Annotated in this window: 20 protein-coding genes; 6 read left to right on the top strand and 14 right to left on the bottom strand. The window is 59.3% G+C overall.

Translation table 11 applies throughout. The features are described from left to right. Positions 1-91 precede the first annotated feature (91 nt). The gene (locus QCE69_RS35465; protein ID WP_309935596.1) at positions 92-1855 is read left to right on the top strand and encodes a terminase ATPase subunit family protein; all 1764 of its coding nucleotides are present in this window, start codon (positions 92-94) and stop codon (positions 1853-1855) included. Next, on the top strand, positions 1855-2907 hold the full coding sequence (locus QCE69_RS35460; RefSeq protein ID WP_309935595.1) for a phage portal protein: 1053 nt from the start codon (positions 1855-1857) through the stop codon (positions 2905-2907). Before QCE69_RS35465 ends, QCE69_RS35460 begins: the two co-directional genes overlap by 1 nt. Positions 2908-2973: 66 nt before the next feature. On the opposite strand, the gene QCE69_RS35455 is transcribed toward QCE69_RS35460, so the two are convergent. Next, complete coding sequence (locus QCE69_RS35455) at positions 2974-4227, bottom strand: hypothetical protein (protein ID WP_309935594.1); 1254 nt, start codon at positions 4225-4227, stop codon at positions 2974-2976. 477 nt (positions 4228-4704) lie between these two features. On the opposite strand from QCE69_RS35455, the gene QCE69_RS35450 reads away from it, so the two are divergent. Beyond that, a complete protein-coding gene (locus tag QCE69_RS35450; protein WP_309935593.1) occupies positions 4705-4956 on the top strand; it encodes a type II toxin-antitoxin system HicA family toxin in 252 nt (83 codons plus the stop codon). Then, positions 4953-5312, top strand: a complete 360-nt coding sequence (locus QCE69_RS35445; RefSeq protein WP_309935592.1) for a type II toxin-antitoxin system HicB family antitoxin — start codon at positions 4953-4955, stop codon at positions 5310-5312. Before QCE69_RS35450 ends, QCE69_RS35445 begins: the two co-directional genes overlap by 4 nt. A gap of 82 nt (positions 5313-5394) precedes the next feature. Here QCE69_RS35445 and QCE69_RS35440 read toward each other — a convergent pair whose 3' ends face one another. The 8 genes from QCE69_RS35440 to QCE69_RS35405 form a co-directional block, all read right to left on the bottom strand. Then, positions 5395-5640, bottom strand: a complete 246-nt coding sequence (locus QCE69_RS35440; RefSeq protein ID WP_309935591.1) for a hypothetical protein — start codon at positions 5638-5640, stop codon at positions 5395-5397. Positions 5641-5707: 67 nt separating this feature from the next. After that, complete coding sequence (locus tag QCE69_RS35435) at positions 5708-6349, bottom strand: AAA family ATPase (protein ID WP_309935590.1); 642 nt, start codon at positions 6347-6349, stop codon at positions 5708-5710. Positions 6350-6410: 61 nt separating this feature from the next. Further along, entirely contained in the window at positions 6411-6812 is a 402-nt protein-coding gene (locus tag QCE69_RS35430) for a DUF4031 domain-containing protein (RefSeq protein ID WP_309935772.1), read from the bottom strand. An 8-nt stretch (positions 6813-6820) separates the two neighbouring features. Next, positions 6821-7411, bottom strand: coding sequence for a metal-dependent phosphohydrolase (locus QCE69_RS35425; protein ID WP_309935589.1), 591 nt, complete (start codon positions 7409-7411; stop codon positions 6821-6823). Between the two features lie 53 nt (positions 7412-7464). Further along, entirely contained in the window at positions 7465-7671 is a 207-nt protein-coding gene (locus tag QCE69_RS35420) for a hypothetical protein (RefSeq protein ID WP_309935588.1), read from the bottom strand. A gap of 25 nt (positions 7672-7696) precedes the next feature. Further along, positions 7697-7903 (bottom strand): ogr/Delta-like zinc finger family protein, encoded by a 207-nt coding sequence (locus QCE69_RS35415; protein ID WP_309935587.1) that lies wholly within the window; start codon positions 7901-7903, stop codon positions 7697-7699. Further along, positions 7900-8163: an ogr/Delta-like zinc finger family protein gene (locus QCE69_RS35410; RefSeq protein WP_309935586.1), complete on the bottom strand. Its 264-nt coding sequence runs from the start codon at positions 8161-8163 to the stop codon at positions 7900-7902. The genes QCE69_RS35415 and QCE69_RS35410 overlap by 4 nt, the downstream gene beginning before the upstream one ends. Beyond that, complete coding sequence (locus tag QCE69_RS35405) at positions 8160-9929, bottom strand: replication endonuclease (RefSeq protein WP_309935585.1); 1770 nt, start codon at positions 9927-9929, stop codon at positions 8160-8162. Before QCE69_RS35405 ends, QCE69_RS35410 begins: the two co-directional genes overlap by 4 nt. Here QCE69_RS35405 and QCE69_RS35400 point away from each other — a divergent pair. Then, complete coding sequence (locus QCE69_RS35400; protein WP_309935584.1) at positions 9928-10170, top strand: hypothetical protein; 243 nt, start codon at positions 9928-9930, stop codon at positions 10168-10170. The genes QCE69_RS35405 and QCE69_RS35400 overlap by 2 nt on opposite strands. A 10-nt stretch (positions 10171-10180) precedes the next feature. Here QCE69_RS35400 and QCE69_RS35395 read toward each other — a convergent pair whose 3' ends face one another. The 5 genes from QCE69_RS35395 to QCE69_RS35375 all read right to left on the bottom strand — a co-directional run bounded on the left by QCE69_RS35395 (position 10181) and on the right by QCE69_RS35375 (position 12041). Next, positions 10181-10381 carry a hypothetical protein gene (locus QCE69_RS35395; RefSeq protein ID WP_309935583.1) on the bottom strand — a complete coding sequence of 67 codons (201 nt, stop codon included), beginning with the start codon at positions 10379-10381 and terminating at the stop codon, positions 10181-10183. Between the two features lie 283 nt (positions 10382-10664). Beyond that, positions 10665-10787 (bottom strand): hypothetical protein, encoded by a 123-nt coding sequence (locus QCE69_RS35390; RefSeq protein WP_309935582.1) that lies wholly within the window; start codon positions 10785-10787, stop codon positions 10665-10667. After that, the gene (locus tag QCE69_RS35385) at positions 10777-10956 is read right to left on the bottom strand and encodes a hypothetical protein (RefSeq protein WP_309935581.1); all 180 of its coding nucleotides are present in this window, start codon (positions 10954-10956) and stop codon (positions 10777-10779) included. The genes QCE69_RS35390 and QCE69_RS35385 overlap by 11 nt, the downstream gene beginning before the upstream one ends. Positions 10957-11038: 82 nt before the next feature. Next, on the bottom strand, positions 11039-11794 hold the full coding sequence (locus tag QCE69_RS35380; protein WP_309935580.1) for a hypothetical protein: 756 nt from the start codon (positions 11792-11794) through the stop codon (positions 11039-11041). A 16-nt stretch (positions 11795-11810) separates the two neighbouring features. Continuing rightward, a complete protein-coding gene (locus tag QCE69_RS35375) occupies positions 11811-12041 on the bottom strand; it encodes a hypothetical protein (RefSeq protein WP_309935579.1) in 231 nt (76 codons plus the stop codon). A gap of 215 nt (positions 12042-12256) precedes the next feature. Between QCE69_RS35375 and QCE69_RS35370 the strand changes: the two genes are divergently transcribed. Beyond that, on the top strand, positions 12257-12646 hold the full coding sequence (locus QCE69_RS35370) for a hypothetical protein (protein WP_309935578.1): 390 nt from the start codon (positions 12257-12259) through the stop codon (positions 12644-12646). The last annotated feature ends 106 nt before the right edge of the window (positions 12647-12752 follow it).

Genomic DNA, 12752 nt, shown 5'->3' with positions numbered 1-12752 from the left:
TGGTCGGACAAACAACGGAGCGCCTCAGTAATTCGTCGGAGTACAAACGACCGTTATGCGCGCGCGCGCGAGTGACCGTTACGCTTTCGGCATGTTAGAAAATGCCGAAACACTCTCGCCCGACATTGAGCCGCGACGCATCGCGCGTGACCTTTACTGGAAAGGTTGGCGCGTGACTTCGATCGCGCGCCATCTGAACGAGCCGCGCTCGACGATCGAGTCTTGGAAGCAGCGTGACGAATGGGATAAGGCCAGCATTGCGGAAAAGGTCGAGGCGTCGCTCGAAACGCGCTTGATCCTACTGATCGCGAAGGAAGTGAAAGACCCCGTCGACTTCAAAGAGATCGACTTGCTCGGACGCGAGCTCGAACGCATGGCGCGCGTGCGCAAGTACAGCGACACCGGCAAAGAGTCCGACCTGAATCCGAATATCAAGACGCGCAACGAAGGACCGAAGAAACGCGCGCCGCGAAACCAGATCGCGCCCGAGCAGCAGAGCAAACTGCATGACGCCTTTCTCGAATCGCAATTCGACTATCAAAAGGTCTGGTATCGCAATGGTCAGAATCGCACGCGCAATCTGCTGAAGTCGCGGCAGATCGGCGCGACCTTCTATTTCTCGCACGAAGCGCTCGACGATGCGCTTGAAACCGGCCGGAACCAGATTTTTCTATCGGCCAGTAAGGCGCAGGTGCATGTCTTTCGGCAGTACATTTGCGCGTTCGCGCGCGAGGTTGCCGAGGTTGAACTCACAGGCGAAACGATCCTGCTTCCGAACGGTGCCGAGCTGATCTTTCTGAGCACCAACGCTAAGACCGCGCAGAGCTATCACGGCAATTTCTATTTCGACGAATATTTTTGGGTCCATGGCTTCAAGACGCTGAACAAGGTCGCGTCTGGCATGGCAATGCACAAGCACTGGCGCAAAACGTACTTCTCGACGCCGTCGAGCATCACGCACGAAGCCTATACGTTTTGGACGGGCGATCACTTCAATCGCGGCCGCGCGAAGGCCGATCACATTCACCTTGACGTATCGCACGGCGCGCTCGCAAACGGCCGCGTATGCGAGGACCGTCAATGGCGGCAGATCGTCACTGTTGAGGATGCTGTCGCCGGCGGTTGCAACCTCTTCGACATGGACGAGCTACGGCTCGAATACAGCGCCGACGAGTATGCAAACCTGCTCATGTGTCAGTTCATCGACGATTCGGCGTCGATCTTTCCGCTCGCCGATCTGCAGCGCTGCATGGTCGACACATGGGAAGAATGGGAAGACGTTGAATTTCTCGCCGAGCGCCCTTTCGGCTATCGCCCCGTCTGGATCGGATACGACCCGGCGCACACCGGCGATTCCGCGGGTTGCGTCGTGATCGCACCGCCGAGCGTTCCAGGCGGCAAATTCCGCGTGCTCGAAAAGCTGCAGTGGCGCGGCATGGACTTCGAGGCGCAGGCCGAGAGCATCAAGCAGCTCACGAAACGCTACAACGTCACCTATATGGCGATCGACACGACCGGCATGGGGCAAGGCGTGTATCAGCTCACACGCCAGTTCTTCCCGGCCGCCATCGCCCTGAACTACTCGCCCGAGGTCAAAGGCCGGCTCGTACTGAAAGGCCTGTCGGTCATCGGCAAGGCACGGCTCGAATTCGATGCCGGTTGGACCGACTTCGCTCAGTCGTTCATGCAGATTCGCAAGACGATGACCGCGAGCGGCCGGCAAGTCACATATCACGCGAGCCGCAGCGAGGAAACCGGACATGCCGACTTAGCGTGGGCCTGCCTACATGCGCTCGGCAATGAGCCGCTCGAAGGTTCGACGACAAATAACCGCAGCTTTATGGAGATTTCCTAATGAAAAATAATCCGGGCCAATCCGGCGCGAACGCCTCAGCAGTTCCCGCGATCGCGCCTACGGCTGAAGCAAGCGCATTCACGTTCGGCGATCCGATGCCGGTCATGTCCCGCGCCGAGATTCTCGATTACGTCGAGATTTATTCGAATGGCGAATACTACGAGCCGCCTGTCAGCTTTGGCGGCCTTGCGAAGTCGCTGCGCGCTGGCACGCACCACGCGTCGGCGCTTTTCTTTAAGCGCAACGTGCTCGCGTCGACGTTCATCCCGCACGCAAAGTTTTCGCGCGAGTCGTTTCGACGCGTCGCGCTCGATTTTCTGACGTTCGGCAATGGCTACATCGAGCAGCAGCTCAACCGGCTCGGCGGCGTCTTGCGCTATGAGTCCGCGCCGGGAAAATACATGCGCCGCAAGCCCGATATGCAAACGTACGTCATGACGGACGGCTTTCGCGTGAAGCACGAATTCGATCCGGGCTCGATCTTTCATCTGCTCGAACCTGACATCAATCAGGAGGTCTACGGCCTGCCCGAATATCTCGGCGCGCTTCACGCCGCATGGCTCAATGAGTCGTCGACGCTCTTTCGCCGCCGCTACTACGAGAATGGCAGTCACGCCGGATTCATTTTGTACATGACGGACGCCGCGCAGCAACAAGGCGATGTCGATGCGATCCGCGACGCGCTGAAGTCGTCGAAAGGTCCGGGTAACTTCCGCAATCTCTTCGTCTATTCTCCAAACGGCCATAAAGACGGAATCCAGTTGATCCCCGTTTCCGAAGTCGCCGCGAAAGATGAGTTCTTCAACATCAAGAATGTCACGCGCGACGACCTTCTCGCCGCTCACCGCGTCCCGCCTCAACTACTCGGCATTGTGCCGAGCAACACCGGAGGCTTTGGCGCGGCTGACACCGCCGCCCGCGTTTTCGCCCGCAATGAAATCGCCCCGCTTCAAGCGCAATTCCTCGCCTTCAACGATTGGGCCGGCGAGGAAATCATTCGGTTCGATCCCTACGAAATTCCGCAGGTGGATAAAGTCGCTCCTTCGGCTTAAGGCTGAGCGATGCGAGCGCGCAGGCATAGCAGGCGCTGAGGGCCAGCGCGATCGAAGCTCCGCCTGTTATAAAGCTTCCGACCAACGCATAAAGAACAACAGATAGGGGTCGCGGATGTTCAGCACGTCTTCCCTGTGATCCCATTCCAAGATTGCTTTCGGCAGCCCATCGTTCGCAAGGTGTGCAATCTGAAGGCAGGCGCCAGTTACGCTTGAGCCGACCGGCGTATCGTCTTCGCAGATGTTCTTAATGCGCTCCTGAAGCTCCGGATACCGGAAATGAAGCGTCGGCGGAGACAGCGCGATAGCCTTGAGAATGATCGCGTACACGTCGCCTACCGTGCCATCTTTTAGCCGATATTGATTCCGTTCTGTACCGCGCGTTTTAGGCCCTTCATTGAGCTTTTCCAGCGTACTTGAGTAGTCCGCGCTCTGCGCGGTACGGTTACAAGCAGCATTTAGAAACGCGCGATCGTTTGGAAACTTAAACAAATCATCCGGTCGATCCCTTATCCCGGCCTGAAAGCAAGAATTTAGACAAATGGATTGCATGAGTTGCGGCGAGCCGGCTGCTTCGCCTGCAATCAAACTAATTGCAACGTTGTCAAACTCTGCGTTCAACTCAGCGAATCCTTGCTCCGCGATCAATGACAGTGTCGAAGGTTTCCAGTAATCGAAATCGATCGAGACAACTCTGCCGCGAAGATCAGAGTTCGCGCGAAGCACGTCCTCTGAATGATACGGAACCGAGGCACACACAATGATGACGTCCTTGTCGATCGCCTCCTTTATCTGGCGAGCTGCCTCTACCTGTATATCGCGCGGAATGTAGTGGAAGTCGTCGATAAACACGACTAAGCCCGTGCCTGCCACTTCAGCTATGAGCAACTGCAGAAAGTCGATTGCCTGGGTTTCTGTCGTCGCACCCTTTGTTCCATTTGCGAGCGCGCCAGAAATGCCCGCTTCTCCCTTCGCTACGACCACAGAACCTGCAACCTTGCCATTTGCCGTGACCGTCGAAGTTTCCGAACTTTCATTGACTTCTGTTCTGCCAATCGGCGTCCCGATTTGATGAAACACACGTGTCCACAGCTGTTCGACTTGAGTAATGCCTGCACCGGTGATCGCAATGAGATTATCTGCGCCCGTAATGCTCTTGACGAACACCGTCTTCCCTGATTTCGACGGTCCCGAGATGGATATAAGCATGCCGCCCTGTTCGAGGGCGTCCTCGAACGCCTGCCGGCGCTCAACGAGGTGTTCTCGAACGAGGGTCACGGTCGGAGTTCTGCCCGGCGTGAAGATTTCTGTTGCTCTCATGGTCATTGTCCGCGTCTCTCGCAATCTAACGGCTTGGATTCGCGCGTATTGTACGCGGAACTTTTCCCTTCTCGTTCCAAAACCAGTGCATCAATCGACAGATTTTCTGCGTCAAAATGCGTCATTTTTCCCGGTTCGTAATCCTTCGACACCCGGTATTCGGTGGACTTCCGGAGGTCGACCGGCTGTGCATCAAAAGTGGGCAGACAAGAAGCGGGCAGGCGGGGAGGGGGGACTGCGTTTCAAGGTCGCGTTCGTTCGTACGCAACGAGCGTCGGACCGCCCTTCGCCGCCCCGAAGACCCGGTTTTCCGCCGGCTGGCGGGCCGCTGCGCCTCTGCCGCCCCCCTCGCGCGCCCCGCGACGGTCGACCGCTCCTTGCGCGTCTGATCGCGTCGCCCGTGCCGCTCGGTCGCGCTGCGTTCGTGATATCACTTTCTGCTTGCTTCGTGATATCACTTTTTGATATCATTTCGACATGAAATCCAAACACGCCCGCACCCTCGCCGCGATCAACACGAAGCCGACATCGGGCACCATCGTGTTTTCGGATATCGAATCGCTCGTCGTCGCACTCGGCGGCAGCATCCACGAAGGCGCGGGTTCGCGCATCGCCTTCGAACTGAACGGCACGCGCCGCTATCATCATCGCCCGCATCCGGGCAAAGAAGCGAAGCGCTATCAGGTGGAAGACCTGCGCGACTGGTTCAAGGAGCTTGGGATCAAATGAGCAACGCAATGACCTACAAGGGATACATCGCCCGGATCGACTTCGACGGGCGCGATAACATCTTCGTCGGGCACGTGCTCGGCGTGGACGACAAGATCAGTTTTCACGGCGCGACCGTCGACGAGCTGTCGAGCGATTTCCATGCGGCAGTCGATCATTACCTGAACGACTGCGAGCAGAGCGGCCGCAAGCCGCAGAAGCCAGCATCGGGGAAACTGATGCTACGCATCGATCCCGAAGTGCACGCGCGCGTCAGCATTGCGGCGGCCGTGGCCGGCGAGAGCGTCAATCAATGGTCGGAAGAGGCCCTTGCGCGCGCCGCTAGTGAAGTGTTGGAGCGCACCGCAACTGCCTGACCGCGTGGATCAAACGAAGAAAGGCCGCCTCGCGCAACAGCGCCGGCGGCCTTTTTCCTTTTGCGCCCGCAGTCCTGGCGCCCTACTTCTCAGCTTCGACGTACTTCGCCAGCGCGATCGCAATCGCGGCCGCCCGGCTGATGCCGAGCTCGACGGCCCGTTCGTCGATCCGTTGCAGCAGCACCGGATCGATGCCGAGGCTGATCGTTTCTTTCTTGCGCCGCGCGCCGCGCGCCGGCTCGTCGCCGCTCGCAGCGTCCGGCGCGCGGTTGATGAATTCCCGCAAGGCGGCCGCGCTCGGCGTCGCCGGCCTCTTCGTGATGCTCATTTGCTGATCCCCTTTCGATATTGAAACGATACCGCTTCGATATCGTTTTGCCTCTGGTTCGATAGCGTCACGCCATGAAAACGGCATTGGCGAGCCGGTCGACTTCCGCGCATGCGACCGGATCGCGCCGCGCCATCTCTTCGACGTGCAGGCCTGCGCCGCTCGCGTTCGAGAATGCCTTTCGCCGGTTCAGCCGGCAGTCGAGCAGCTCGATCGACGGAAACTCGCGCATCGCGTCGGCCGCGTCGCGATTGTCCGCGCCTTGCGGATCGGCAAGATTCAGGAACGCCAGTGCGCGCAGATCATGCACGCCGCGCGCTTCGTCGACGAGCGAGGCGATGTCTTCCATCGCCCAGACATCGAACGAGCGCGGCAGGAACGGGATAAGCGCCGTATCAGCGACGGTGAGCGCGGCGCGCAGCGCGCTCGAATCGCGGCCGCCGGCGTCAATGACGACATGATCGTATGCGCCGGCCTGCGCCGTCACCTGTGCGCGTAGCGTCGGGCCGTGCGCATAGGCTGATGCGGCGATGATCGAGCGGCCGCTTTCGGCGCGCACGGTGAGCGCGCTGATGCCCGTCTCTTGCCGATCACCGTCGACGAACCAGACGCGCGCGCCGGCGAGTGAAAGCCCGAGCGCGAGCTGCAACGCGGTCGTCGACTTTCCGACGCCGCCTTTTGTGTTGACCACTGCAACAACATTTTTCATTTGCTCCCCCGAGCATTGAAACTACATTGAACCGACATCGCGTCGATATCGGTTCTTCGACCTACTTCAGCCGGCGATAAGTCGGCAACGCGTCGCGAGGCGAGCAGCGCGACACGATATCGTCGACGACCGCCTGAACCTGTTGCAGCAGTGGCCCAGTGCGCTGGTTGCGCCATTCGAGCGCGTCGACAGGCGAGCCCAGCTCACCAGTTTCTTTTCTGCGACGGCACATCGCGGCCGCTTGGCGCATCGTGATCGGAACCGCACCAGCGGCGATCGCGAGCGCGCGCTTGCTCAGTGCGATGTCATAGTGGCTGCTGTGCTTCGGCGGCCGCTGATGCCACTTGCGTGCGACGCCGATCGCCTCGGCCATCGCATGCAGCTCTTCGTCGGTGTCCGCGATCATGTGACACATGATCATTTGGCCGAACCGCGCGCGCATATCGTCAACGTAGACAGTCATGGCCGCCCTCACAGTCGAACGCTGATGAGGTCGCCCGGCAGCGGTGCTGACGACGAGCTCATGATGAAATGGAATCGTTCGATGAACAGCTTTCGTGCCTCATTCGGAGCGAGCGGGACGATCGTTTCATCTAATGGTTGCACGCCTGCGATGAGCTGCCATTCGTCGCTGTGCGGCGGCATGAGATCACGCTGCTCAGTCGCCAGCATGACTAGATCGGCGCGCTTCACTTCCGGCGCGAGCGGAACAGTCAAGCCAAAGCGGCCGAGCACCGCGCGCTCGACGCGCGCCTCAATGGCGCGATACTCAGGCAGCAGGTTTTTGAGAGGCCTCGTCACGTCGCCGATGAACGCTTCGGCAGCGTCGTGCAGCAGACCAGCGAGAGTATGACGCTGCGGCACGAGATAGCTCACCGCGACGGAATGCTGCGCGACAGAGTAAAACTCGCTCGTCTGTCCAGCGAACCTGCAGATATGCGACAGGCCGTGCGCGATGTCTCGAATATCGAACGCGCTATCACCGGGCGTAATGAAATCGAAGTAGTTGCCGCTGACCGTCAGGATGTCAGGTCGGATCGATACGGCTTTCTGAGTTGTCATGTGCTCCCCCGGGGCAGTTGAACTACGTTGATTCGATATCGAGCCGATATCGCCTAGATTTCTGCCAGCGCGCGACGCGCGCGGTCAATTTCGACGAGCTTCTCGACCTGAGCTGTCAGAACGTATCGCTCGATCAGTAATGCCGCGCCATCGCGTGGCAGCGTCGCCCAAACGGCCGCGCTGGTCTGGCCGTGCGTGATATGCCACAGCGGGCCGCCTTGGCCGCGCAGGTATCGAGCGTGCGCTTTCGTTATCTGCATAGTCTTCTCGTTGAGTGTTGATGTCTCAAAAGGCGAGCTCTTGCGTGTCGCGGCGCGGCCGCCTCGGAATCGGCAGCTCAGGCGGAAACATTTCGAGTCGCGTGCGGTACGTGTGACCGCAAGTCACGTCATCGCACTGGAAATCGATCTGATATTCGGTGTCGGTGACTTTCTCCATCGCGCGAGCGATGCCGCGCGCGCCGCAATGCGGGCATGCGATCGTGAATCTCACGGCCGTGCCTCGCGCATCTGTGTTGTCCTGGTGTTCACCGCCCCGCGCAGCATCGTCGACGGGCGCACTTCGAGCTCGACGCCGGCTCGCGGCCGCGACGATGCGGATAGCGAATACAGGATTTCGAAGCCCGCCGGCGTGCGATATCCGCAGTCTTCGCATACGAAGTACATGCGACGCAGCGTCGTCGATAAACCTTCCGTGTGCCGCGCATCGATTTCGCCACCGCAGCACGGACATTCAATCTTCATCCCCGTCATTTCGGCCTCCATTCACTCTCGAAGTAGCCGCCCCCGGCCCAATCATCGTTATTGGCGAGCGGTGCGCAGTCCGCTCGCATGCTTGCTTCTCGTGTTTCGGCGTCATCTGCACGCTCGCGCGTACAGTTATTCACACGAGTCCGAGAAAGCGCGATTTCGACGCCTTTGCTTCGGACGATCGTCCACTGGCGATGAACGCCCTTTACTACAATCGACGCAACGAGCTTGATCAGTCCGACAATCCCGCCCTTGTCAACTTCGATCAGACCTTGGCAACCGACGCCGGCGGTCCGCTCTCCCAGTGCCTCACCGTACTTCCCGAGCCCGGCTTGCTCTTCCTTTATGAGCCACAGCTTTGCGTTCTTCCGCTTCACGAAGGGGCCGCCATACGCCCGAATGTATTCAGCGTAGTCCGCGCGCTTCGACTCGCCCTCGATATCGCTATCGACGCGCTGCGCGGCGCGCCACGCACGCTGGAAATGCTCTGGCGCCTTCATGGCCTCGGCCTCTTCGATCTTTCGCATTTCGCGCCAGATGCCGACCGGTGCCGAGCCGATCGGCTGGAACTGTTTGAACCGCCATGTGCGCGCCCAAGCCTGAACGCGCTGCGTCGTCGTCACTATCGGGTCGCCGTACAGGTCGTATTCGATGCCGACACCATCGACGTTCTTGCTGATGTATTTCGCGATGTAGGCAGCAGCGCCGCCCTTCTCCTTGGTGACGCGATCAAACTTGAGCCGACGCTGCGCTGCGCCCTTCTCGTTAGGCGAGTCGTTCAGAAGGAAGTACTTCGTGACTGCCTGTCGCCACGTGCGGCGATGCGCCGGGTCTTTGATAAACACCATGATGTTCCAGTGCGGCGTGCCGTCCTGATGCGCTTCAACTGTTCGCAAACCGAAATACTCGACACCACGATTAGCCAGATACGTGCGGCAGCGTTGCCATTGGGTTTGCAGATAGTTGTGCGTGTCCTTGGGCGTCGCGCCGTCATACTTCTCGTTCGCGAATCCATTCGCGCGCATTGCGTGGAAGCGGCTGGGCGCAGTGATCACGCACCAGTCGACCGCGCATCCGAACTCGTCGCCGATCTCTTCCATCCCTCGCATGCGCAACATCATCTCGCCGCGACGGATGACGGGATTAGCGACCGTCTTCTCACTGAGCTGCGCCAGTGTGAATGTCTCGCCGTCTTCGTTCACCGCGTAGGTGCGCTCAAGCATCGCCGCGTTACGCGCGTTTTGTGCGAGGCGGCGGCGGAAGTTCTCATTGCTCACGTACTTATCGGTCCGACCGCTCACGAGTCCGAGCTTGATCGCGCCGGCCTCCACGGCCTGACTGTGCATGCGGATCAGTCGCGACGCCCACCAGCCGGGATCAGACAGCCGCGCAATGTATCCGCCGGCCGTCACGTCTTCTGGCTCTTTGACCTTGAAGCGTTTGCAGAGAATCCTCAGTTCGGAAACGACAATCGATGTCTCGATCAGGCGTCCGACGATGTTGTGCGCCTCGATTGCACGCAGCGCCGCAAACGACCGAATGTCATCGAGCGTAGCGTCGAGCGGCAGCATCGCGTCGGCGTAATCCTTGACGATGTCTTTCAGCAGCGCGTTACCCTTCTCCCAGTTGCTGTAGCGCGCGTCGAGCTCGTCTATCCGGCGCGCTATGATTTTTCGCCAGCGGCCCGGCAACGACCGCTGCATAGCTTCGCGCCAGCCCCTGTTGGACTGGTGCGGATTCGCAGAATTGATCAGGAGAGAACCAGACATGACTATCGAATGCCCACCGCTTTACTCAGTTTGGGAGAACGACAAAGGCGGAAAAATCTTCGTCGAGCAAGTAATCGTGCTCGATGACGACGAATTCGACGGCGAGTTTTTTGTGACCGTCGTTCCGTACAAGGATCGCGACGACATGGAAGCGCTTGCCGATGAGCTAGACCAAGAACAATGGGCTGATCTGATCAAGACGGACGGGATTCGAATGACGGGTATCGAACCGCAAGATTGAGCTGTCATGGTCAGGCGTCGGAGCTGATGCGCACGAGCTCGACGAGCGGCACGCGAAGAACATGACTCTCGATCCACGCCCGACATTCGACGGTTGCAATATCGCCGTCGACTCGCGATACGCGGCCGCGCATACCGTCGATCTCTTCCGTCTCGACGCTTTTGGAATCGACCATTACGCGGTCGCCGACAACGAAGCGGCGTGCTTTCATCGCGTAAATCCCGACATGCGCGGGCCTCGCGCGTTGAATCGTTCGAGCGCGTCGCGATAGTCTTGCGTGCTGATGGCACGTCCGCGCCGGGTCGTGCTTTGCCCAGCGCGGTCGCCTCCCCGGCCACGAAGTATGCGATTAATGTGCGTCAGCGCTTCAGCGCGTGCGCGATCGAAATCCGCGGTGCGGCGCGGAACCCACGGCGTGAAAACCGCGCCGGCCGATCCGATCGAGCCCGGCACGACACGCGCTGAAACGTCTTCGGTTGCGTCTTCGTACATGGTCACTTCACCTGTCCGTTGTCGTTGATACGAACCATCGAGACGATAAGCACGACCATCGCGACAGCAAGCAGCCAGCCGATCAGGCCGCCGCTCGCGAATCCGAACCAATAATCAGCGTTCATCACAGCCCCATTCTTTTGCGTGTTCATAGAGCAGCGCGAGAGCGCCAGCCACGAGCAAGATGCCGGCGACGATCAGCACGGAAAACGAGAACCAGTCGACATCGACGCTTGCCGCAGTCCGCAGCAAGCCGAAAATCGACATCGCGATAGAGAAAAGGACGCGCTTCACTTGGGCCGCCGCGAATACAGGACGTCCATGAGCAGGACGCCGGCAGCAAGGCCCGAGAGAAAGACGACCGTGAGTACAGTCGTCATACGTGATCCGCAGTGGGTTGGGCTTGAGAGAAACGGCGGATTGATGCGATGCGGCCGGCGCGGTATTCCACGCAGACCGACACATTTTCGTCGGAGCGATCTGAGCGGTCGAAAGACCAATACCAGATCGGCTTGCCGTCGATCACTTCGCGCGCGGGGCGCGGCTGACCGCCATTCAGCTTTGAGAAGTCGTCGGACATTGCCGAGCGATTCAGGTGTTCAAACTCTGCACGCAGTCTGCTGGCGGCATCGCTTTCAATGTCCGCTTTAGCGTCGGGCATCGTGCCGCGATGGTGCGGCCAGAAAGGCGTGTCGTCTGAACCGTCAGACCCGCACGCGCTAGAATCGCCGCCACTATCACCACTCGAAACGGGGTTCACATGGCAAAGCAGAAGTCGGGCAACGCGAGCGCGACGATGGATGATGTTCTCGGCGTCGCCGAGGCTTCCCTTGGATTCGTTGGTCAGGTTCTGGCGCGCGTGCTGCCGCTCTTCGTACGCTACCCGTTGACCAATGCCGAGAACTTTGAGGCACTTCAGCAAGAGCTCGAAGCGTTGCTTGCCGAATACGAGCGCACCTCCCCGTTTTGCGTCGTTGCCCTCGATTCGCTTCTTCATACGCTGAAGGTCGAGCGCAACCGCATCTTTCCCGAATCGGGCAAGCCGTCCTGAGCTGCGACGCTCGAATCCGCTGATAGCGGAATAGCCGCCGAGCGGCGACGTGCGGAACTTCATGTGATTGATGTTTTTCATTTTCGGTCCTCGGTGCTCACATCACGCCGGCCAGTGCAGCGTCTCGGATCACTTCAGCCGCGCGCAGCGCTTGCTCGCGCGTCTTTCGATACGGCGCGCGCGCCGCTTCGATCAGCGTGCTGTCTTCAAACCAATGAAAGGAGAATCCGCAGACCATGAAATAGCCGCCGAAAGCGTCGCTGCGGTTGTGGAATGGGCCGAACTCTTTCACTTCTGCCCGACGACTTTGTAACGAGCTGTGACTCACGACGAACCCCCGATGACCCCTATGGAAAAAAGGTGTCAGACCGCTCTAAAGGGGATCAGCCTTAAAACAGCGGGGTCGTGCTGTTCGTCTGCGGCCTGACGAACGCAAAATTACGTCAACAATTGCATACAAGTCAACAGGTGAATACCGTTGTCAGATGTTGACGCTTGCCATAAATTCTGGGTTGAGACCAAAACTTGCGCCGGGGGGCGTGTATGAAAACTACGGTGGACTATTTGGATGAGGTCAAGGCGCACCTTGATCTACCGTCCGATTATGCTGTCGCGAAGGCTCTGCACGTGACGCGCGCTGCTGTCAGCAGCTATCGCGTCGGACGCACGTCGTTCGACAATCTAACGGCTCTCCGCGTGGCGGAAATCCTTAATATTCAGGCAATTGAGGTGATTGCGGCCGCGAACATCGAGCGCGCGAAAGACAGTGAAACGCGTTCACTGTGGGAGAATGCCTGGGGAAAAGCGGCGGGGGCTATCGCGCTGAGCTCGATCGTGTCCGTAATTGGCTTGAGCCTGCTAGCCCCTACCCCGTCACAGGCGTCTACGCGTGGAGATAATCAGACGAAGGGGTCATCTCTAAGCATTATGTAAACCGCGCTGCGGCTTGCTGAACGAAGGGACGCGCAAGCGAATGCGGGTCGGACGCCCGCCTGATGCTACGTCTCAATACGCCTGCCGAAGTCGCCAAGGCTGTCGA

It is taken from the genome of Caballeronia sp. LZ032 (assembly GCF_031451315.1).
Taxonomy (GTDB): Bacteria; Pseudomonadota; Gammaproteobacteria; order Burkholderiales; family Burkholderiaceae; genus Caballeronia.
The sequence above is the reverse complement of the archived record's forward strand: the minus strand, read 5'-3'. Positions and strand labels throughout refer to the sequence as shown.